The 20,841-nt window shown below is 71.3% G+C and carries 21 protein-coding genes and 1 riboswitch; of the genes, 19 read left to right on the top strand and 2 right to left on the bottom strand.

Translation table 11 applies throughout. The annotated features are described in order from the left end of the window. The first annotated feature begins 27 nt into the window (after window positions 1-27). The 8 genes from rpmI to thiD all read left to right on the top strand — a co-directional run bounded on the left by rpmI (window position 28) and on the right by thiD (window position 8,154). The gene (gene rpmI, locus BLU20_RS09550) at window positions 28-222 is read left to right on the top strand and encodes a 50S ribosomal protein L35 (protein WP_029252675.1); all 195 of its coding nucleotides are present in this window, start codon (window positions 28-30) and stop codon (window positions 220-222) included. Window positions 223-284: 62 nt separating this feature from the next. Beyond that, window positions 285-668, top strand: a complete 384-nt coding sequence (rplT, locus tag BLU20_RS09545) for a 50S ribosomal protein L20 (protein WP_029252676.1) — start codon at window positions 285-287, stop codon at window positions 666-668. A gap of 40 nt (window positions 669-708) precedes the next feature. After that, entirely contained in the window at window positions 709-1,551 is an 843-nt protein-coding gene (locus BLU20_RS09540) for a TrmH family RNA methyltransferase (protein WP_083372374.1), read from the top strand. Window positions 1,552-1,722: 171 nt separating this feature from the next. Further along, window positions 1,723-2,502: a hypothetical protein gene (locus BLU20_RS09535; protein WP_157270421.1), complete on the top strand. Its 780-nt coding sequence runs from the start codon at window positions 1,723-1,725 to the stop codon at window positions 2,500-2,502. Between the two features lie 108 nt (window positions 2,503-2,610). Continuing rightward, window positions 2,611-3,696, top strand: a complete 1,086-nt coding sequence (pheS, locus tag BLU20_RS09530) for a phenylalanine--tRNA ligase subunit alpha (protein WP_029252679.1) — start codon at window positions 2,611-2,613, stop codon at window positions 3,694-3,696. Then, window positions 3,696-6,269: a phenylalanine--tRNA ligase subunit beta gene (gene pheT, locus BLU20_RS09525; protein ID WP_083372372.1), complete on the top strand. Its 2,574-nt coding sequence runs from the start codon at window positions 3,696-3,698 to the stop codon at window positions 6,267-6,269. The genes pheS and pheT overlap by 1 nt, the downstream gene beginning before the upstream one ends. Continuing rightward, complete coding sequence (locus tag BLU20_RS09520) at window positions 6,266-7,162, top strand: SDR family NAD(P)-dependent oxidoreductase (RefSeq protein ID WP_083372371.1); 897 nt, start codon at window positions 6,266-6,268, stop codon at window positions 7,160-7,162. Before pheT ends, BLU20_RS09520 begins: the two co-directional genes overlap by 4 nt. A gap of 46 nt (window positions 7,163-7,208) precedes the next feature. Beyond that, window positions 7,209-7,305: riboswitch (TPP riboswitch) on the top strand. After that, the gene (thiD, locus tag BLU20_RS09515) at window positions 7,297-8,154 is read left to right on the top strand and encodes a bifunctional hydroxymethylpyrimidine kinase/phosphomethylpyrimidine kinase (protein WP_083373008.1); all 858 of its coding nucleotides are present in this window, start codon (window positions 7,297-7,299) and stop codon (window positions 8,152-8,154) included. It overlaps the preceding riboswitch by 9 nt. Window positions 8,155-8,161: 7 nt before the next feature. Here the strand turns inward: thiD and BLU20_RS09510 are convergent, their stop codons facing one another. Together BLU20_RS09510 and BLU20_RS09505 are read right to left on the bottom strand one after the other, a co-directional pair. Then, a complete protein-coding gene (locus tag BLU20_RS09510) occupies window positions 8,162-8,410 on the bottom strand; it encodes a hypothetical protein (RefSeq protein WP_029252683.1) in 249 nt (82 codons plus the stop codon). After that, complete coding sequence (locus BLU20_RS09505; protein ID WP_029252684.1) at window positions 8,407-9,399, bottom strand: quinone oxidoreductase family protein; 993 nt, start codon at window positions 9,397-9,399, stop codon at window positions 8,407-8,409. The genes BLU20_RS09510 and BLU20_RS09505 overlap by 4 nt, the downstream gene beginning before the upstream one ends. Window positions 9,400-9,493: 94 nt before the next feature. Here BLU20_RS09505 and argC point away from each other — a divergent pair, with 94 nt between their 5' ends. From argC to tyrS, 11 genes are all read left to right on the top strand, one after another. Beyond that, complete coding sequence (gene argC, locus BLU20_RS09500) at window positions 9,494-10,561, top strand: N-acetyl-gamma-glutamyl-phosphate reductase (RefSeq protein ID WP_197675388.1); 1,068 nt, start codon at window positions 9,494-9,496, stop codon at window positions 10,559-10,561. Further along, window positions 10,558-11,733, top strand: a complete 1,176-nt coding sequence (argJ, locus tag BLU20_RS09495; protein ID WP_083372369.1) for a bifunctional glutamate N-acetyltransferase/amino-acid acetyltransferase ArgJ — start codon at window positions 10,558-10,560, stop codon at window positions 11,731-11,733. The genes argC and argJ overlap by 4 nt, the downstream gene beginning before the upstream one ends. Further along, the gene (gene argB, locus BLU20_RS09490) at window positions 11,730-12,686 is read left to right on the top strand and encodes an acetylglutamate kinase (RefSeq protein ID WP_052366891.1); all 957 of its coding nucleotides are present in this window, start codon (window positions 11,730-11,732) and stop codon (window positions 12,684-12,686) included. The genes argJ and argB overlap by 4 nt, the downstream gene beginning before the upstream one ends. Continuing rightward, window positions 12,683-13,984, top strand: coding sequence for an acetylornithine transaminase (locus BLU20_RS09485; protein ID WP_083372368.1), 1,302 nt, complete (start codon window positions 12,683-12,685; stop codon window positions 13,982-13,984). The genes argB and BLU20_RS09485 overlap by 4 nt, the downstream gene beginning before the upstream one ends. Next, window positions 13,981-14,928: an ornithine carbamoyltransferase gene (gene argF / locus BLU20_RS09480; RefSeq protein ID WP_083372367.1), complete on the top strand. Its 948-nt coding sequence runs from the start codon at window positions 13,981-13,983 to the stop codon at window positions 14,926-14,928. The genes BLU20_RS09485 and argF overlap by 4 nt, the downstream gene beginning before the upstream one ends. Continuing rightward, entirely contained in the window at window positions 14,925-15,458 is a 534-nt protein-coding gene (locus BLU20_RS09475) for an arginine repressor (RefSeq protein ID WP_083372366.1), read from the top strand. The genes argF and BLU20_RS09475 overlap by 4 nt, the downstream gene beginning before the upstream one ends. A gap of 41 nt (window positions 15,459-15,499) precedes the next feature. Next, a complete protein-coding gene (locus BLU20_RS09470) occupies window positions 15,500-16,729 on the top strand; it encodes an argininosuccinate synthase (RefSeq protein WP_029252691.1) in 1,230 nt (409 codons plus the stop codon). Window positions 16,730-16,732: 3 nt separating this feature from the next. Then, window positions 16,733-18,163, top strand: coding sequence for an argininosuccinate lyase (gene argH / locus BLU20_RS09465; RefSeq protein ID WP_029252692.1), 1,431 nt, complete (start codon window positions 16,733-16,735; stop codon window positions 18,161-18,163). Between the two features lie 4 nt (window positions 18,164-18,167). Continuing rightward, the gene (locus BLU20_RS09460) at window positions 18,168-18,758 is read left to right on the top strand and encodes an AAA family ATPase (protein ID WP_083372365.1); all 591 of its coding nucleotides are present in this window, start codon (window positions 18,168-18,170) and stop codon (window positions 18,756-18,758) included. Beyond that, window positions 18,755-19,375, top strand: a complete 621-nt coding sequence (locus BLU20_RS09455) for a DNA-3-methyladenine glycosylase (RefSeq protein ID WP_083372364.1) — start codon at window positions 18,755-18,757, stop codon at window positions 19,373-19,375. Before BLU20_RS09460 ends, BLU20_RS09455 begins: the two co-directional genes overlap by 4 nt. A 124-nt stretch (window positions 19,376-19,499) precedes the next feature. Continuing rightward, complete coding sequence (gene tyrS / locus BLU20_RS09450; RefSeq protein WP_083372363.1) at window positions 19,500-20,762, top strand: tyrosine--tRNA ligase; 1,263 nt, start codon at window positions 19,500-19,502, stop codon at window positions 20,760-20,762. The last annotated feature ends 79 nt before the right edge of the window (window positions 20,763-20,841 follow it).

Below are 20,841 nucleotides of genomic sequence, written 5' to 3'. Positions count from 1 at the left end.
GGCCAGACACAAGGAGATTTGGCAGCCATGCCGAAGAACAAGACCCACTCCGGAGCGAAGAAGCGCTTCCGCGTGACCGGCACCGGCAAGGTGATGCGCGAGCAGGCCGGAAAGCGCCACCTGCTCGAGCACAAGCCGAGCAAGCAGACGCGCCGCCTGTCGCAGGACCAGCAGGTTGCGCCCGCCGACGTCAAGAAGATCAAGAAGCTGCTCGGTAAGTGATCTGACCGGTGGGCCCCGCCCGCCGTCGATGACTACCGGACCCGAACTGCAAGGAGCATCACGTGGCACGCGTGAAGCGGGCGGTCAACGCCCACAAGAAGCGTCGTACAACTCTCGAGCGCGCCAGCGGCTACCGCGGCCAGCGTTCGCGTCTCTACCGCAAGGCGAAGGAGCAGGTCACTCACTCCCTCGTCTACTCCTACCGCGACCGCAAGGCTCGCAAGGGTGACTTCCGCAAGCTGTGGATCCAGCGCATCAACGCTGCGGCCCGCGCCCAGGGAATGACCTACAACCGTTTCATCCAGGGCCTCAAGGCTGCTGAGGTCGCCGTGGACCGTCGTGTCCTCGCCGACCTCGCGGTGAACGACGTGGTGGCGTTCAACGCCCTCGTCCAGGTCGCGAAGGACGCTCTGCCTGCAGACGTCAACGCGCCGAAGGCTGCGTGAGTCTGCGCTGCATGCGCACGACCGTCCGGACGCCCGGACAATGAGCGGTCCGCTCTCCCTGTCGCTGACGAATCCTCGCAGCGACAGGGTGCGCGCGGTCCGGTCGTTGTCCGGGCGTTCTGCGCGTGCACGGCACGGCAGGTTCCTCGTCGAGGGGCCCCAGGCCGTCCGCGAGGCGGTCCTGGCCGCCGCGGAGCACGTGCTCGAGATCTTTCTGACCGAGCGGGCCGCCGCGCGCTATCCCGAGATCGTGGACGCCGCGCGTGAGCGACGGCTGGTGCTCCGCGGCGCCGGCGAGGACGTCGTCTCCGCGATGAGCGCCGACGCCCAGGGCGTCCTCGCCGTCCTGCGCCAGCACACCTCCGGACTTGCCGACCTCCCTGCGGCACCGTCGCTCGTGGCGCTTCTCGCCACGGTTCGCGACCCGGGGAACGCTGGAACCGTGATCCGAGCCGCGGACGCGGCCGGCGCCGACGGAGCGGTCCTCGCGGGCGAGTCCGTCGACGTCCACAACCCGAAGGTGATCCGGTCGACGGCGGGTTCCTTGTTCCACCTGCCCGTCGTCTCTGGTGTCTCGGTGAGTGACGCCACCTCGGCGTTGCGCGGCGCCGGATGCACGATCCTCGCGGCCGACGGCGGTGGTGACCACGACCTCGACGACCTCCTGGACGTGGCCGGCGGCGCCCCGCACGGCGTGCCGGACCTCGCGGCGCCCACGGTCTGGCTCTTCGGGAACGAGGCCCAGGGCCTGAGCGACTCGGAGCTCGCACTGGCCGACGCGTCGGTCCGTGTCCCGCTCCGGGGCCGTGCCGAGTCGTTGAACCTCGCGACGGCCGCGACCGTCTGTCTCTACGCGTCCTCTCGCGCGCACCGGGCGCGCTGATCCACCGCGGCTCCCGTACCGTCGATCTCGTGGCGGAAGGAGAGACGCGTGCGTGAGGCGGCCGGCGATCGTCCGGAGCATCTTCGGGGAGACACCCCGGCGGGAGACCGGCACCTGGTTCTCCTGCACGGTCGTGGCGCCGTCGACCTGCGCACCTCTCGACGTGAGTGGATGTCAGATCTCGCCCACGGTGCCCGGAGAGCCGGGCTCGTCCCGCCGGAGGTCGGTGCGGCATGGCTCCCGTCCTACGGGGACGCGCTCGTCCGGGCCTCCGATGCCTCCGACCGTTCGGGAGTGACGGCGCAGGACCCGGAGATCGTGGCGGCCGAGCAGGCGCTCGTGGAGGCGCTGGCGCGGTCTCCCGGGAGCGGAGACCCTCCGCGCGACCTGCGCGACGAGATCACGGACCGGGTCCGGGACGTGCTCGAGTGGGTCGCCGACAACAGCCCGCTGGACGAGGCTCTTCTCGCGCTGGCGTTCCGCGACGTCGCCCTGTATCTCTCCGACGAGGATGCACGCGAGCAAGTCCGGCGCGAGATCCTCGACGGACTTCCCCCGCACGGCGAGACGGTCCTGGTGGCGCACAGCCTCGGATCGGTCGCGGCGATCGATCTTCTCTGCGCCCGCCGGGTGCCGCAGGTGTCCGAGCTGATCACCTGCGGCAGCCCGCTCGGCCTCGACGCCGTCCAGCGACGGATCGGTCCCGCGATGGAGGAGCTCGACAGGGTCCGATGGACGAACGTGTGGTCCGCCGACGACCCGGTCACGGTCGGTTCACCGCTGCGGGACGACTGGGGGCACGGGGTCGTGGACGTCGAGATTCGCGGCGAGCGCGACGACCCTCACGCGTTCGGCACGTACCTGGGGAACGAGCTCGTCGCGGCGGTCGTGGTCAGGGCCCTCCGTCAGGACTCGCGAATGTCCGTCGGTCACGAGCCGACGGGACGGTGAGAATCCGAACCCGGTCGCGGTAACTCGTTCTAGACTCGACTCCGGCCCGGCATGCCGCACACCGCGCAGCGACGGGACCGACGTCTGAAACCCCTCCGGAAGGTCTTCATGTCCACCGACACCACTCCCGGCGTCCCGTCGCCCACCGACGAGTCCGCGCTCGACGCGGCGGTCGCCACGGCGCTCGACGAGATCGCCGCCGCCGACTCGCTCGACGCGCTCAAGTCCGTCAAGGTCGCCCACACGGGTGACAAGAGCCCGCTCGCCCTCGCGAACCGGCAGATCGGCGGCCTCGAGCCGAAGGACAAGGCGGTGGCCGGAAAGCTCGTCGGTCCACGACGCGGCCGCGTGGCCAAGGCGCTCGCGTCCCGCCAGGTCGAGCTGGAGGCCGAGCGCGACGAGCGGGTGCTGGTCGAGGAGGCGGTCGACGTCACGCTTCCGGTCGCGCGCCGTGCCGTCGGCGCGCGACACCCGCTCGAGACGCTCCAGGAGCAGGTCGCCGACTTCTTCGTCGCCATGGGGTGGGAGATCGCCGAGGGCCCCGAGGTCGAGGCGGAGTGGTTCAACTTCGACGCGCTGAACTTCGGACCGGACCACCCGGCACGCCAGATGCAGGACACCTTCTTCGTCGAGGGTTCGTCGGAGGTCGAGGGAGCGGCCGACGCACTCGCCGGTCTCGTGCTACGGACGCACACCTCGCCGGTCCAGGCCCGCACGCTCCTCGAGCGCGACCTGCCCGTCTACATCGCGTGCCCCGGGAAGGTCTTCCGGACGGACGAGCTCGACGCGACGCACACCCCGGTGTTCCACCAGGTCGAGGGTCTGGCGATCGACAAGGGCCTGACCATGGCGCACCTCAAGGGCACGCTCGACCACTTCGCCCGCGCGATGTTCGGGCCGGAGGCCAGGACGCGACTGCGACCCAGCTTCTTCCCCTTCACCGAGCCGAGCGCCGAGATGGATCTCTGGTTCCCCCAGAAGAAGGGTGGAGCCGGATGGATCGAGTGGGGCGGCTGCGGCATGGTCAACCCCAACGTCCTGCTCGCCGCGGGCATCGACCCCGCCGAGTACTCGGGCTTCGCGTTCGGGATGGGGATCGAGCGCACCCTGATGCTGCGCCACGCAATTGCTGACATGCACGACATGGTCGAGGGCGACGTGCGCTTCTCGGCCCAGTTCGGAATGGGGATCTGATGCCGCACATCGTTCTCGACTGGCTCGCCGAGCACGTCGACCTGCCGGAAGGCCTCGGTGCGGAGCAGCTTGCTGCCGACCTCGTCCGGGTCGGGCTGGAGGAGGAGGAGATCCACGCCGCGGCGGTGACGGGTCCGCTCGTCGTGGGCCGTGTGCTCGAGCTGGTCGCGGAGCCGCAGAAGAACGGCAAGACCATCAACTGGTGCCAGGTCGACGTCGGGACGCACAATGTCGAGGGCGTCGACGGGGCTCCGGCGACTCCCCGGGGCATCGTCTGCGGGGCGCACAACTTCGGCGTCGGGGACCTCGTCGTCGTCGCCCTGCCCGGCACCGTGCTGCCCGGCCCGTTCGCGATCGCGAGCCGCAAGACCTACGGTCACGTGTCCGACGGGATGATCTGCTCGACGACCGAGCTGGGGCTCGGCGACGAATCGGACGGCATCATCGTGCTCGGCCGGGACCTCCTGCACGGGCGCACCGACCTCGAACCGGGTCAGGACGCGGTCGAGCTGCTCGCTCTGGGTGACGAGGTCCTCGAGATCAACGTGACACCGGACCGTGGCTACTGCTTCTCCTACCGGGGCGTCGCGCGCGAGTTCGCGCACTCGACGGGCGTGTCCTTCACGGACCCGGGAATGCCTGGCACCCCGCCGCCGAGCTCGACGCCCGACGGGTTCCCCGTCGTGATCGACGACCGTGCCCCGATCCACGGGCTGGTCGGTTGCGACCGGTTCGTCACACGCATCGTCCGGGGGATCGACCCCACCGCTCCGAGTCCCGCGTGGATGCAGCGTCGACTGACCGGCTCCGGAATGCGCCCGATCTCGCTGACCGTGGACGTCACCAACTACGTGATGCTCGACCTGGGGCAGCCGCTGCACGCCTACGACCTCGCCGGTCTCGCCGCGCCGATCGTCGTCCGTCGCGCACGCGCGGGGGAGCGTCTGACGACGCTCGACGACGTCGACCGCGCCCTCGACCCCCAGGATCTCCTCATCACAGACTCGCCGGACGAGGACGCGAGCCGGGTGCTCGGCCTCGCCGGGGTGATGGGTGGAGCCTCGACCGAGGTGACCGACCGGACGACGGACGTGCTCGTCGAGGCGGCTCACTTCGACCCGGTCTCCGTCGCGCGCACGGCGCGACGGCACAAGCTGCCGTCCGAGGCGGCGAAGCGGTTCGAGCGCGGGGTCGACCCTCGTCTCGCCGCTGTCGCGGCCCAGCGGGTCGTCGACCTCCTCGTCGAGCTCGGCGGTGGCACGGCCGACGCGGCCGTCAGCGACGTCGACACGGTTCCCGGGGTCGAGCCGATCGAGTTTCGGGTCTCGGAGGTTGAGCGGCTCACGAGCCTGGACGTCGACGAGGCGCGGGTCCGGTCGATCCTGGAGGAGATCGGGTGCACGGTCGGAGACACTCCGGGAATCGGCGTGGTCCGGGTGACGGTGCCGACGTGGCGTCCGGACCTGGTCGGCCCGGCGCACCTCGTCGAGGAGGTGGCCCGGCTCGTGGGGTACGACGAGATCCCGTCGGTCCTGCCGCCCGCGCCCGCAGGTCGTGGTCTGACCAGGACGCAGCAGCTTCGGCGCTCCGTCGCGCGGAGCCTCGCCGAGGCCGGGTACGTCGAGACGCTGTCGTACCCGTTCGTCGACCCCGCGCAGCACGACGCACTGCGTCTTGCGGCCGATGATCCGCGCCGTCGCGCGCTGCGCCTCGCCAACCCGCTGGCCGGCGACCGTCCCGAGATGCGGACGTCGCTCCTCGGTACGTTGCTGGAGACGCTCCGGCGCAACCTCGGGCGGGGGAACGACGACGTCGCGCTCTACGAGATCGGACGGGTGACGCGCCCGGAGGACGGAGCGCCCGCGGCGCCACAGCTGCCGGGCGGGGTTCGCCCGACGGAGGACCAGCTCGCGGTGCTCGCCGCGGCGGTCCCGGCCCAGCCACGCCGGGTCGCCGGCGTCGTGGCCGGGAACGCCGATCCTCGCGGGTGGTGGGGACCAGGCCGGGCCGGTGACTGGACCGACGCCCTGGCGGGCGCGCGGCTCGTCGCCGACCGGGTCGGCGTCGACGTCGTCGTCACGCCCGACACCGACCACGCACCGTGGCACCCGGGGCGGTGCGCACGTCTCAGCCTGGTCGACGGCACGGTGGTCGGCCATGCGGGCGAGCTGCACCCGAAGGCGCTCGAGAACCTGGGCCTTCCCGCACGCACGGTCGCGTTCGAGGTCGACCTCGACGTCCTCCTCGACGCCGTCGAGGCAGAGCCGTTCGCAGCCCGGCCGGTGTCGACGTTCCCGGCCGCGAAGGAGGACCTCGCGCTCGTCGTCGAGGAGTCCGTTCCTGCCGACCAGGTGCGTCAGGCACTGGTCGACGGCGCAGGCGACCTGCTCGAGCATGTCGAGCTCTTCGACGTGTTCCGTGGCGAGCAGCTCGGCGAGGGCCGCAAGTCGCTCGCGTTCGCACTGCGCCTCCGTGCCGCGGACCGGACGCTCTCGGCGGACGAGGTCGTCGAGGTTCGCCGGGCGGCCGTCGCGGCCGCGCAGGAGCAGACCGGCGCGACCCTGCGCGCATGACGGCGCGGCCCGTTCCCGGGGACGTTCCGGCGTGGACGGACCCGGGAGCCGTTCCGCCCGCTCGGACGGTGCTGGTGACCGGGGCGACCCGGGGAATCGGGCGCGCGGTCGCCGAAGGGCTCGCAGTGCCCGACGGGTCGAGCGACACACACGCCGTCGCGCTGCTCGGTCGTGACGCGCAGCGCGTGCACGAGACGGTCGAGTCGGTCCGGGAGACGACGGGTGCTTCCGTCATCGGTGTCGTCGCCGACGTCCTGGACCGCGCGGCCGTCGCCGCCGCGGTGGCCAGGGTCGAGGAAGCGTGGGGAGGCGTCGACCTGCTCGTGAACAACGCGGGGGTGATCGACGCCGAGGTGCCCCTGTGGGAGGCAGACCCCGACGAGTGGTGGCACGTCGTCGAGACCAACCTGCGCGGCGCGTTCGAGATGAGCCGTGCCGTCGTCCCGGGCATGATCGCCCGCGGGGGAGGACGCGTGGTCGACCTGGCGTCCGGTGCCAGCACCCACGAGATGGTCGGATCGAGCGCGTACAACGCGAGCAAGACGGCGCTGGTCCGGATGGGTGCGCACCTGCACGCCGCGGGGGCGCCGCACGGGCTGCGTGTCTTCGAGGTGTCGCCCGGAAGCGTCCGCACCGACATGACGGCCGCGATGCCGCTGCACGCGAACCGCACGGAATGGACGCCGGTCGAGGACCTGGTCGAGATGGTGCGGGCGATCGCACGGGGCGAGCTCGACGACTGGTCCGGCGCCTACCTCCGGGTCACGCACGACGACCCGCGGACGCTGAGCGCCGCCGCCGCCGCGGGCCGCGCCGTGGGCGACGCGCGACGACTCCGGGTCCGCCCGTGGGGCGACGACGACCCGATGCCCGCCGGACTGCCTCCCCGCTAGCACCCGGACGACGACGGACCCGGCGCCGTGGTCGCGCTAGTCTGGCCGCCGTGACACGGGGTGTCCGCGACGCGCGGACTGAGAGCACACCCGTCGAACCTGATCGAGCTCGAACTCGCGAAGGGATGTCCCTCATGACGCACGCCTCCGACCGTTCGCCGCAGCAGACGCGCGAACACCCGCCCGGGAGCAGGCCCCGGGTCCTCAGCATCGCCGGCACGGACCCCACGGGCGGCGCCGGGATCCAGGCCGACCTGAAGTCGTTCGCGGCCCACGGTGCCTACGGCATGGCCGTGGTGACGGCGGTCGTCGCGCAGAACACGCACGGGGTCCGTGCGGTGCACCTCCCGCCGGTCGACGTGCTGGTGGGCCAGCTCGAGGCGGTGAGCGACGACGTGGCGGTCGACGCGGTCAAGATCGGGATGGTCGCGAGCGAGGGGTACGCGCAGGAGATCGGGCTCTGGCTCGACCGAGTGCAGCCACGATGGGTGGTGCTCGACCCGGTGATGGTCGCCACGAGCGGTCACCATCTTCTCGACCCGGGCGCCGAGCGCGCGGTGGTCGACCTGCTGCCTCGCGTCGACCTCGTCACGCCGAACATGGCCGAGCTCGCGGTTCTCGTCGGGCAGGAGACCGCCACGACCTGGTCGGCCGTCCTCGAACAGGCGGTCGAGCTCGCACGACGTGCGTCGGTGGTCGTCCTCGCCAAGGGTGGGCATCTGCTCGGGCCGGGGTCTCCCGACGCCCTGGTCACGCCCGAGGGTGTGGTGACCGAGGTCAGTGCTCCCCGGGTGCAGACGTCCAACGTCCACGGGACCGGCTGTTCGCTGTCGTCGGCGCTCGCGGCCCTGCGACCGCGGTGCGACGACTGGGAGTCGGCGGTGCGCGAGGCGAAGACCTGGATCTCGGGAGCGCTTGAGGCGGCGGACGCACTCGCCGTCGGTTCGGGGAACGGCCCGATCGACCATCTGCATGCGCAGGTGCCGGTCTAGGGCGGGGTCAGACCTGCGTCGTCTCCTGGTCGTACACGCACGCGTGACCGGGAGGCCACCACTGCCACTCCGCGCTCACCTCTGCACCCGCGGGGGCGTCGATGGCGCACGCCCGGGTGGCGCGGTCCTGTGCCGAGACGACGTAGGACAGCGCGATGACCGCGGTGAACAGGACACCGAGCACCGTGACGGCCCGGCGCAGCGCGGGGGACGGGCCGCCCTCGCCCTCGCGGGGCGGCACCCAGCTCCAGCTCATGCGCCGTGGTCGGGGATCAGGACGAGCTTTCCGGTCGAGTTCCGCCCTTCGAGGTCCCGGTGCGCCTGCGCGGCGTCGGACAGAGGGTAGGTGGCACCGATACGGACCTGCAGCGTCCCGTCGTTGACGGCGCGCAGGATCTCCTGCGCCCGCCAGACGAGCTCGCTGCGCGTGGCGACGTGGTCGGAGAGCTGGGGGCGGGTGAGGAAGACCGAACCCGCGTTCTTGAGGCGCTGCGGGTCGACCGCGGGAACCATGCCGGACGAGGCGCCGAACAGGACGAGCATGCCGCGCGGGGCGAGGGAGGCCAGCGAGGCGTCGAAGGTCACCTTGCCGACGGAGTCGAAGACGGCGTCGACGCCCTTGTCGCCGGTCACGGCGCGCAGCTTCTTCGGCAGGTCGGTCGCCATGTTCGTGAACTCGTCATAGCGGATGGCCGCGTCGGCGCCGGCCTCGAGCGACAGAGCCGCCTTGGCGTCGGACGACACGGTCGTCAGGACCCGGGCGCCGTTGAGGGTCAGCATCTGGGTCAGCAGGAGGCCGACGCCGCCGGCACCCGCGTGCACGAGCACCGTGTCGGCGGCCGTGGCGGGGTACGTCGACCGTGAGAGGTAGTGCGCGGTCAGGGACTGGATCGGCAGCGCGGCCGCGGTCTCGAACGACATGTCCGGAGGGACGCGCAGCGCGCGGGCGGGGTCGACGCTCACCATCTCGGCGTACGAGGCAGGTCCGTCCGCCCACGCGACGTGGTCGCCCGGGGCGAAGCCGGGGACGTCTCCGGCGTCGACGACCCACCCGGAGCCCTCGGAACCCACGAGATGGGGGTACATGGAGGGGTAGGCGCCGCTGCGTCGGTACGTGTCGATGTAGTTGACGCCGATCGCGGCGACCCGGACCAGGAGTCGTCCGGGCGTGGGGCCGGGGTCCGGCAGGGTGACGTAGTCGAGTACCTCAGGGCCGCCCGCTTCGCGAGCCACGATCGCATGCATCCAGCAAGGCTAGTGATGAATGCCGTGTCCGCACCCGGAGTGTCATCGCGGCACCGGTTCGCGTCTCACTGCATAGATATGCCACACTATGAATATGACAGTTCGGGTCGCAGTAGCAGGAGCGTCAGGGTACGCCGGGGGAGAGGTCCTGCGCCTCCTGGCGAGTCATCCCGACGTGGAGATCGGCGCGCTGACCGCCCACTCCAACGCAGGGCAGCGCCTCGGTGCGATCCAGCCCCACCTGCGCGCACTGGCGGCCCGCGAGCTCGTCGCGACGACGGCCGAGAACCTCGCCGGCCACGACGTCGTCGTGCTCGCGCTGCCGCACGGCGCGTCGGGCGAGATCGCCGCGCAGCTCGACGAGAGCGTGCTGGCGATCGACCTCGGGGCGGACCACCGTCTCGTCTCCGCGGATGACTGGACTGCGTTCTACGGCTCGGACCACGCCGGGACGTGGCCCTACGGCATGCCGGAGCTTCTGCTCACGGGTCACGACGGCGCCCTCACCAAGCAGCGCGAGCAGCTCGCCGGGGTGCGGCGCATCGCGGTCCCCGGGTGCAACGTCACCGCGGTCACCCTGGGGCTTCAGCCCGGTGTCGCCGCCGGCGTCGTCGATCCTGTCGACGTCGTCGCCGTCCTCGCCAACGGGTACTCGGGTGCCGGCAAGTCCCTGAAGCCGCACCTGCTGGCGAGCGAGGGGCTCGGTTCGGCGCAGGCCTACGCCGTCGGGGGCACCCACCGCCACATCCCGGAGATCCGGCAGAACCTCCGGGCCGCGGGGGCCGCGGCGGTCTCGATCTCGTTCACCCCGACCCTTGTCCCGATGTCCCGCGGAATTCTCGCGACGACGACGGCGCGCCTCTCCTCGGCGCACGCCGAGGCGTCGGACGCCGAGGTGCGTCGCGCCTGGGAACAGGCCTACGCCGGCGAGCCGTTCGTCCAGCTCCTCCCCGAGGGGCAGTGGCCGACGACGGCGATGACCCTCGGAGCGAACACCGCTCTCGTGCAGGTGGCCGTCGACCGTGCCGTCGGGCGGGTTGTCACGGTCACCGCGATCGACAACCTGGTGAAGGGGACGGCCGGAGCCGCGGTCCAGTCCATGAACATCGCCCTCGGCCTCGACCAGACCCGAGGCCTGACCACCGAAGGGGTCGCACCATGAGCGTCACCGCAGCACAAGGATTTCGGGCGACGGGAGTCGTCGCCGGACTGAAGTCGACGGGGGACCGCGACGTCGCGCTCGTCGTCAACGACGGTCCGGAGCTCGCTGCCGCAGGGGTCTTCACGTCCAACCGCGTCGTCGCGGCCCCGGTGGTCTGGTCCCGGCAGGTGCTCGCCGACGGTCGGGCCCAGGCGGTCGTGCTCAACTCGGGCGGCGCCAACGCCTGCACCGGGCCCGACGGGTTTGCCGACACCCACCGCACGGCCGAGCACGTCGCCGACGCCCTCGAGGCCTCGGCGGGAGACGTCGTCGTGTGCTCCACCGGTCTGATCGGTCTTCCCCTGCCGATGGACAGGCTCCTTGCCGGGGTCGACGCCGCGGCGTCCGGGCTCGTGGCCGACGGCGGCCACGACGCCGCCCTCGCGATCATGACCACCGACACCACCCCCAAGACCGCCGTCGCACGGCGGTCCGGTGCGGGCGGGACGTGGACGGTGGGCGGGATGGCCAAGGGGGCCGGCATGCTCGCGCCGGGCCTGGCGACGATGCTGTGCGTCGTCACGACCGACGCCCTCGCCGACGCCGAGACGCTCGACCGCGCTCTGCGCGAGGCGACCCGGACCACGTTCGACCGGGTCGACTCCGACGGCTGCATGTCGACGAACGACTCCGTGGTGCTGCTGTCCTCCGGTGCCTCTGGACAGTCCGTGAGCGAGGCAGAGCTCGTCGAGGCGCTCACCGAGGTGTGCGCCGGACTCGCCCGCCAGCTCGTCGCCGACGCCGAGGGGGCGAGCCACGAGATCGCGGTGACCGTCCGCAACGCGACGACCGAGGACGCCGGAGTCGCCGTCGCGCGAGCCGTGACCCGGTCCAACCTCTTCAAGACGGCGATCTTCGGCAACGACCCGAACTGGGGGCGGATCCTCTCCGCCGTCGGAACCGTCCCGGAGTCCGTCGCACCGTTCGACCCGCTGACGCTGGACGTCGCCGTGAACGGGGTTCAGGTGTGCCGGGCGGGAGGCGTGGGTGAGCCGCGCGAGGGCGTCGACCTGGCCGGTAGCCGGGACGTCGTCGTCGAGATCGACCTGCACGCCGGCGACGCGACGGTCACGGTGTGGACCAACGACCTCACGCACGACTACGTCCACGAGAACAGCGCGTACTCCTCATGACGACAAAGGACCAGAACGTGCCGGAGAACGCGCACTACCCGCACGAGGACGGGTTCGACGCCGTCGCCGACCTGCAGCCGAGCCAGAAGGCCGAGGTGCTCGTCGAGGCGCTGCCGTGGCTCCAGGAGCTGCACGGTGCCCTCGTCGTCGTGAAGTACGGCGGCAACGCCATGGTCGACGACGAGCTCAAGCAGGCGTTCGCCCAGGACATGGTCTTCCTGCGTCAGGTCGGGCTCCTCCCCGTCGTCGTGCACGGCGGGGGCCCGCAGATCTCCTCCATGCTCAACCGCCTCGGGATCGACTCGGAGTTCCGTGGGGGACTGCGCGTCACGACGCCCGAGGCGATGGACGTCGTCCGGATGGTGCTGACCGGGTCCGTCTCGCGCGAGCTCGTGGGGCTCATCAACTCCCACGGGCCGTACGCCGTCGGCCTCTCCGGCGAGGACGGTGCACTGTTCGCAGCCCAGCGCCGCCATGCGGTGGTCGACGGGGTGAAGGTGGACGTCGGACAGGTCGGGGACGTCGTCTCGGTGGACCCGCGCGCCGTGCGGGACCTCCTCGACGCGCACCGGATCCCCGTGGTCTCGACCGTCGCGCCCGACGTCGACGACCCGACTCAGGTGCTCAACGTCAACGCCGACACGGCGGCCGCGGCGCTCGCGGTCGCGCTCGGCGCCACCAAGCTGATCGTGCTGACCGACGTCGAGGGGCTGTACACGAGCTGGCCCGACCGTGGCTCGCTCGTCAGCGAGATCACCGAGGGCGATCTCGCGTCCCTGCTGCCGTCGCTGCAGTCGGGCATGGTCCCGAAGATGGAGGCCTGCCTGCGCGCGGTCCGAGGCGGCGTTCCTCGGGCGCACGTCATCGACGGTCGGGTCGCCCACTCGGTCCTGCAGGAGGTCTTCACCACGCGGGGCATCGGCACGATGGTGGTTCCGGAGGTGACGGCATGAGCGACGACGTGGACGTGACGACGCAGATGGCGCTGGTCGGCGGAGACGAGAGCTCGGCGGCCCGGTGGACCGAGCGGTACTCGGGAGCGCTGATGAACACGTTCGGCACCCCGCAGCGGGTGCTGGTCCGGGGTGAGGGAGCCTACGTCTGGGACGCCGACGGCAACCGGTACCTCGACATGCTGGCAGGGATCGCCGTCAACGCGCTCGGGCACGGGCACGCGACGCTGACGGCTGCGGTCGGCGCCCAGCTCGGCACCCTCGGGCACGTCTCGAACTTCTTCGCGACGCCGACCCAGGTTGCGCTGGCGGAGCGGTTGCTCGACCTGGCCTCGGCCCCGGACGGGTCGCGGGTCTTCTTCACCAACTCGGGCTCCGAGGCGAACGAGGCGGCCTTCAAGCTCGCCCGCCGTGCCGGGAGCCAGCTGGGTGGGACCTCCGAGCGGCCGGCGCGCATCATCGCGCTCGACGGCGGCTTTCACGGTCGCACGATGGGTGCGCTCGCCATGACGTCCAGGGCGGCCTACCGCGAGCCTTTCGAGCCGATGCCGGGGGGCGTCGAGTTCGTCGACCCCTCCGACCCCGCCTCGCTCGAGCGTGCGTTCGCGGACGACGACAGGGGTCCGGTCGCGGCGCTGGTCGCCGAGCCGATCCAGGGCGAGGCGGGCGTGCAACCGCTGCCCGCCGGCTTCCTTGCCCGGGCCCGTGAGCTCACCGCCGCCTGCGGCGCCCTGCTGATCATCGACGAGGTGCAGACGGGGATCGGCCGGACCGGGTCGTGGTTCGCGCACCACCAGAGCGCGCTCGGTGAGGGTGTCGTGCCCGACGTCGTCACCGTCGCCAAGGGGCTCGGCGGCGGATTCCCCGTCGGTGCGGTCATTGCCTACGGAGAACGTGTCGCGACGCTGCTCGGTCCGGGGCAGCACGGGACGACCTTCGGAGGGAACCCTGTCGCGGCCGCGGCCGCCCTCGCGACGATCGCCGTGATCGAGCGCGACGGACTGCTGGACAACGTCCGCGTCGTCGGTGGTGTGCTCAGGGACGGCATCTCGGGCTGTGGCAGCCCGCTCGTCGCCGACGTCCGCGGGGCGGGGCTTCTGCTCGGCGTGCGGCTCACCCGGCCGGTGGCGGCACAGGTGGCCGCGTACGCGCTGGAGGAGGGGTTCATCGTGAACGCCGTCGCCCCCGACACCGTCCGGCTCGCCCCGCCGCTGATCCTGACGAGCGACCAGGCCCGGTCCGTCGTCGACCTGTTCTCGACCCTGCCCGACCTTCGACCTCCTGGGGAGGACTCATGAGCACGACCGCTGTCCGTCACTTCCTGCGTGACGACGACCTCTCGCCGGCCGAGCAGCGCGCCGTCCTCGAGCTCGGTCTGGCGTTCCGTGAGGACCGGTACGTCCGGTCACCTCTGCGCGGCCCGCAGGCCGTGGCCGTGATCTTCGACAAGCCCTCGACACGCACGCGGGTCTCGTTCTCCGCCGGGATCGCCGAGCTCGGCGGATACCCGCTGGTCATCGACGCGCAGAGCAGCCAGCTCGGGCGGGGTGAGTCGGTCGCGGACACCGCACGCGTGCTCGACCGGCAGTGCTCGGCGATCGTCTGGCGGACGTTCGGGCAGGACCGTCTCGAGGAGATGGCCGCCTACTCGTCCGTTCCGGTCGTGAACGCACTGACCGACGCGTTCCACCCGTGCCAGATCCTCGCGGACCTGTTGACCGTCGCGCAGCTGCGCGGCGGCGTCGACGCGATCGCCGGGCAGACCCTGGCCTACGTCGGCGACGCCGCCAACAACATGGCGGCGTCGTACATGGTCGGCGGTGCGACCGCGGGCATGCACGTCCGGGTCGGAGGGCCTCAGGGCTACCTCCCGGCCGCCGACGTCGTCGCCCGTGCCCAGGAGATCGCGGCGGAGACGGGGGGATCCGTCACCGTCGTCACCGACGCGGCCGACGCGGTCTCGGGGGCCGACGTCGTCGTCACCGACACGTGGATCTCGATGGGGGACGAGGCGAGCGCGGAGGAGCGCGCGAGGCCCTTCGTCCCGTTCCAGGTCGACGACGCGCTGCTCGCGCACGCCGCCGACGACGCCATCGTCCTGCACTGCCTCCCCGCCTACCGGGGCAAGGAGATCACCGCCGAGGTGATCGACGGCCCCCGCAGCGCCGTCTGGGACGAGGCGGAGAACAGGCTGCACGCCCAGAAGGCCCTGCTCACGTGGCTTCTCGAGGAGTCGGCGTGAGTGTGCGGACCACACCGGCCGGCGTGCCGACGACCCGTGCCGCGCGTCACGCGCGGATTGTCGAGCTCGTCCGACGCGGCGAGATCCACTCCCAGGCAGAGCTGGCCCGGAGCCTTGCGGCCGAGGGAGTCTCGGTCACGCAGGCCACGCTCTCGCGCGACCTGGTCGACCTGCAGGCGGAGAAGGTCCGCCTGCCCTCCGGGGCGCTCGCGTACGCAGTTCCCGGCGAGGGGGGAGACCGGTCCGTCCGCGCGGGGACCGACGCGGAGTACGTGGCCGCCCGGCTTGCCCGGCTCTGCGGCGAGCTCCTGGTCTCCGCCGAGGCCTCCGGTAACCAGGTGGTCCTGCGGACGCCGCCGGGCGGAGCCCAGTACCTCGCGTCGGCGATCGACCACTCGGTCCTCGCCGGCATTCTCGGGACCATCGCCGGTGACGACACCGTCCTCGTGATCGGACGCGAGACCGACGGCGGCGAGGACATCGCCGCACGATTCCTGTCCATGGCCGCCGGTGCGGCCGGACACAACTGACCAGACCCGCAGCACACCCCAGACCCGAAGGAAGTATCACCATGACTGAACGCGTCGTCCTCGCCTACTCGGGAGGGCTCGACACCTCCGTCGCCATCGGTTGGATCGCGGAGGCGACCGGGGCCGAGGTCGTGGCCGTGGCCGTCGACGTCGGCCAGGGCGGCGAGGACCTCGAGGCGATCCGCCAGCGTGCGCTCGACTGCGGCGCCGTCGAGGCCTACGTGGCCGACGCACGCGACGAGTTCGCGACCGAGTACTGCATGCCGGCGCTCGCGGCGAACGGGCTCTACCAGGACGCGTACCCGCTCGTCTCGGGGATCTCGCGGCCCGTCATCGTCAAGCACCTCGTGCGTGCCGCGCGCCAGTTCGGCGCCACGACCGTTGCGCACGGATGCACGGGCAAGGGCAACGACCAGGTGCGGTTCGAGGTGTCGATCACCTCCCTCGCGCCCGACCTGAAGTGCCTCGCGCCGGTCCGCGACCTCGCGCTCACCCGGGAAAAGGCGATCGCCTACGCCGAGAAGCACAAGCTGCCCATCGAGACGACCAAGAAGAACCCGTTCTCGATCGACCAGAACGTCTGGGGCCGTGCGATCGAGACGGGCTTCCTCGAGGACATCTGGAACGCACCGACCAAGGACGTCTACAACTACACCGACGACCCGACGTTCCCCCCGGTCGCGGACGAGGTCATCATCACCTTCGACCAGGGCGTCCCCGTCGCCCTCGACGGCGAGAAGGTGACGCCCCTGCAGGCCATCCAGGAGCTCAACCGCCGCGCCGGCGCGCAGGGCGTGGGCCGGATCGACATCGTCGAGGACCGTCTGGTGGGCATCAAGTCCCGCGAGATCTACGAGGCCCCGGGCGCGATGGCACTCATCGCAGCCCACCGCGAGCTCGAGAACGTCACCCTCGAGCGCGAGCAGGCCCGCTTCAAGCGGAACGTCGAGCAGCGCTGGAGCGAGCTCGTCTACGACGGACAGTGGTTCAGCCCGCTGAAGAAGAACCTCGACACGTTCATCGCCGACACCCAGAAGTACGTGTCCGGCGACATCCGTCTCGTCCTGCACGGCGGACGCGCGACGGTCAGCGGGCGTCGCTCCGAGCAGAGCCTCTACGACTTCAACCTCGCCACCTACGACGAGGGCGACAGCTTCGACCAGTCGAGCGCCGTCGGATTCATCGACATCTACGGCCTGACCTCCAAGCTCGCCGCCGCGCGCGACGTCAAGTTCGGCAACGGCGTGGACCTGGGCGACGGAGAGCTCTGAGCCATGACTGAGACGAACGCCTCCGACTCCCAGCGCGTCAGCCTCTGGGGTGGCCGGTTCGCCGGTGGTCCTGCCGACGCGCTGGCAGCCCTGAGCAAGTCCACGCACTTCGACTGGCGGCTCGCCGGTCAGGACATCGCCGGCTCCAAGGCGCACGCGAAGGTCCTGCACGCAGCGGGTCTGCTCGACGACACCGAGCTCGAAGGAATGCACGCTGCGCTCGACCGGCTGCGCGAGGACGTCGCGTCGGGGGCGTTCGTCCCGGCCGAGGGCGACGAGGACGTCCACACCGCGCTTGAACGAGGGCTCATCGAGCGTGCCGGGCTCGAGCTCGGTGGAAAGCTCCGGGCAGGACGCTCCCGCAACGACCAGATCGCGACCCTCGTCCGGATGTATCTCCGCGACGAGTCCCGCGTCATCGTCGGTCTCGTGCTCGACGTGGTCGACGCGCTGACCGAGCAGGCCACCGCCGCGGGGGAGGCAGCGATGCCCGGGCGTACACATCTGCAGCATGCGCAGCCGGTGCTGCTCGCGCACCACCTCCTCGCCCACGCCTGGCCGCTCCTGCGCGACGTCGACCGGTTCGTCGACTGGGACGTCCGCGCAGCACGCTCGCCCTACGGCTCGGGGGCGCTCGCGGGCTCGTCCCTCGGCCTCGACCCGGCTGCCGTGGCGGCGGAGCTCGGGTTCGACGGCCCGGTCGAGAACTCGATCGACGGCACCGCGGCGCGCGACGTGGTCGCGGAGTTCGCGTTCGTCTCCGCGATGCTCGCGGTGGACCTCTCGCGACTGGCCGAGGAGGTCATCGCCTGGGCGACCAAGGAGTTCGGCTTCGTCAGGCTGCACGACTCCTACTCCACCGGGTCGAGCATCATGCCGCAGAAGAAGAACCCCGACGTGGCCGAGCTCGCGCGCGGCAAGGCGGGGCGCATCATCGGCGACCTGACGGGTCTTCTTGCCACGCTGAAGGGCCTCCCGCTCGCGTACAACCGTGATCTGCAAGAGGACAAGGAGCCGGTCTTCGACCAGGTCGACACCCTCGAGGTCCTGCTGCCGGCGTTCGCCGGGATGGTTGCCACGCTCGAGTTCGACACCGACCGTATGGCGGAGCTCGCACCGCAGGGTTTCTCTCTCGCGACCGACATCGCGGAGTGGCTGGTGCGACAGGGCGTTCCCTTCCGCGTCGCCCACGAGGTCGCGGGTTCGTGCGTCCGCGTCTGCGAGGACCGTGGCATCGAGCTCTGGGACCTGTCGGACGAGGACCTGGCAGACATCTCGGATCATCTGACACCTGGCGTGCGCGAGGTGCTCAGCGTGAGCGGCTCGCTCGCCTCGCGGGACGCCGTGGGCGGGACCGCGCCGGCACGGGTCGCGGAGCAGCTGACCGAGGCCAAGGCCAAGGCTGTCGAGTTCCGGTTCTGGACCGAGGGCTGACCTCATGAGCGTCAGCACGCCCGTGCTGGACACGCTCGTCGACCGGGTCCGCGACAGCGTGGCGCTCCTGCCGCGCGATCTCGCGGACCCGGTCCGTACGCGGCTGGTCTGCATCGACGGGCCGGCCGGGTCGGGCAAGACGACGCTGGCCGGCCAGATGGCGGTCGCACTCGATGCCCAGGTCGTGCACATGGACGATCTCTACGAGGGCTGGGAGGCCGGGCCCGGTGGCGGCGCGACACGGTGCGCCCAGTGGGTGCTCGGACCGCTGTCCGAGGGGCGACCGGGCAAGTACGACCGGTACGACTGGGACCGGGGGACGTTCGCCGAGTCGCACCGCGTGGAGAGTGCACCGGTCCTGATCGTCGAGGGGTGCGGAGCGGCGCCCCGTTCGGTCGACGCGTTCGCGGCGTGCGTCATCTGGGTCGAGGCGCCGGACGACGAACGGCTCCGACGCGGACTGCGACGCGACGGAGCGGCGATGAGGGCCGAGTGGATCCGCTGGATGTCCGCCGAACGCGAGTTCTTCGCGGAGCACGACACGCGTCGTCGTGCCCACGTCCGTCTCGACGGCTGGGGACGGTTGCTCCCGTGACGGCGTCCGCCTCGTCGGGTGCGTGGCTCGAGCGGGACGCTCTCGACGTCGCCCCAGAGCTCCTCGGCGCGCTGCTCACGACGCGTCTCGGGGCAGGACGCGTGACGGCACGGATCACCGAGGTCGAGGCCTACCGAGGCGCCCACGACCCGGGGTCTCACGCGTACCGCGGCAGATCGGTGCGCAACGCCGCGATGTTCGGTCCTGCGGCGCACCTCTACGTCTACCGCCATCTCGGCCTCCACCACTGCATGAACGTCGTCTGCGGGCCGGAGGGGGAGGCGTCGGCCGTGCTGCTGCGTGCGGCGGAGATCGTCGAGGGGCGTGATCTCGCGCGTGCGCGCCGGACGGCCGCGGGCGTGGCACGCACCGATCGAGACCTTGCGCGTGGCCCCGGGAACTTCACGGTCGCTCTCGGCATCGACCTCGGGCACGACGGCGCGCGCCTGACCGGCGGCGAGCTGGTCCTCGTACCGCGCGACAGACCCCTCGGCGCGACGATCCTGTCGGGCCCCCGGGTGGGTGTCTCGGGCGAGGGCGGCGACCCGGCGCTCTTCCCCTGGCGGTTCTGGATCGAGGGCGAGCCCACCGTCTCCGCGTACCGGCGGTCCCGGTAGTCCAGCCGCCCCGTCGAACCTTCGTGCGCGTCGGGAGCGATTCGCGGCACAATGAGCGATGAGCCGGGCGAACGCCCCGGAGCAACCTCGACCCGATCTCAGGGCCGACGACAAAGGAGCTGTAGTGACCGACATCCTCGACGAGCTGCAATGGCGAGGTCTGGTGGCCCAGTCCACCGACGAGACCGCGCTGCGCGACGCACTGGCCGAGGGCCCCGTCACCTATTACTGCGGGTTCGACCCGACGGCTCCGAGCCTGCACCACGGGCATCTGGTCCAGCTGCTGCTCCTTCGGCACCTGCAGCTCGCGGGCCACCGCCCGATCGCTCTCGTCGGGGGCGCGACCGGGATGATCGGGGACCCGCGCGAGTCGGGCGAGCGCGTGCTCAACACGAAGGACACCGTCGCGGAATGGACGGACCGGCTGCGCTCCCAGGTTTCGCGGTTCCTCGACCTCGACGGCGCGAACCCTGCGCGCGTGGTGAACAACCTCGACTGGACAGGCGACCTCACCGCGATCGACTTCCTCCGCGAGATCGGCAAGCACTACCGACTCGGGACCATGCTCGCCAAGGACACGGTCGCGCGCCGCCTGAACAGCGAGCAGGGGATCAGCTTCACCGAGTTCAGCTACCAGATCCTCCAGGGGATCGACTTCCGTGAGCTTTTCCTGCGCTACGACTGCACGCTGCAGACCGGTGGCAACGACCAGTGGGGCAACCTGCTCTCCGGCGTCGAGCTCATCCGCAAGACCGAGCAGTCGTCCGTGCACGTCATGACGACGCCGCTGATCACCAAGTCCGACGGGACGAAGTTCGGCAAGACCGAGGGTGGAGCCGTATGGCTCGACGCCGAGATGATGAGTCCGTACGCCTTTTACCAGTTCTGGGTGAATGCCGAGGACGCCGACGTCGTGCGCTTCCTGAAGATCTTCACGTTCCGTTCCAGGGACGAGATCGCCGAGCTCGAGGAGGCCGTGCAGGAGCGGCCGGCCGCCCGGGAGGCACAACGGGTCCTCGCGACCGACGTGACCACCCTCGTCCACGGAGCCGAGGCTACCGAGGCTGTGATCACGGCGAGCAAGGCGCTCTTCGGGCGCGGTGATCTCGATGCACTCGACGAGGCGACGCTCGCGGCAGCGGTCCACGAGCTCCCCAGCGTCACCGTCACCGCAGGAGATGGTGTCGTCGACGCCATCGTCGCGGCCGGCCTCGTTGCCTCCAAGGGTGCGGCACGTCGTGCCATCGGTGAGGGCGGCGTGTACGTCAACAACGCGAAGGTCACGAGCAGCGAGGCCGAGCTCGACGCCGCGGCGTTCCTGCACGGCAGGTTCGCGGTCCTACGGCGCGGGAAGCGAACGCTCGCCGTCGCCGAGTCGCAGGCTTAGACCAGGTGTGCCCCGCGTCACCGCGCACGGACTTGGCGGCGGCGCGGGGCACGTGTAATGTTCTCTGAGTCAGCCCGAC

The organism is Paraoerskovia marina (genome assembly GCF_900105445.1).
In the GTDB taxonomy this organism is placed as follows: Bacteria; Actinomycetota; Actinomycetes; order Actinomycetales; family Cellulomonadaceae; genus Paraoerskovia; species Paraoerskovia marina.
The sequence above is the reverse complement of the archived record's forward strand: the minus strand, read 5'-3'. Positions and strand labels throughout refer to the sequence as shown.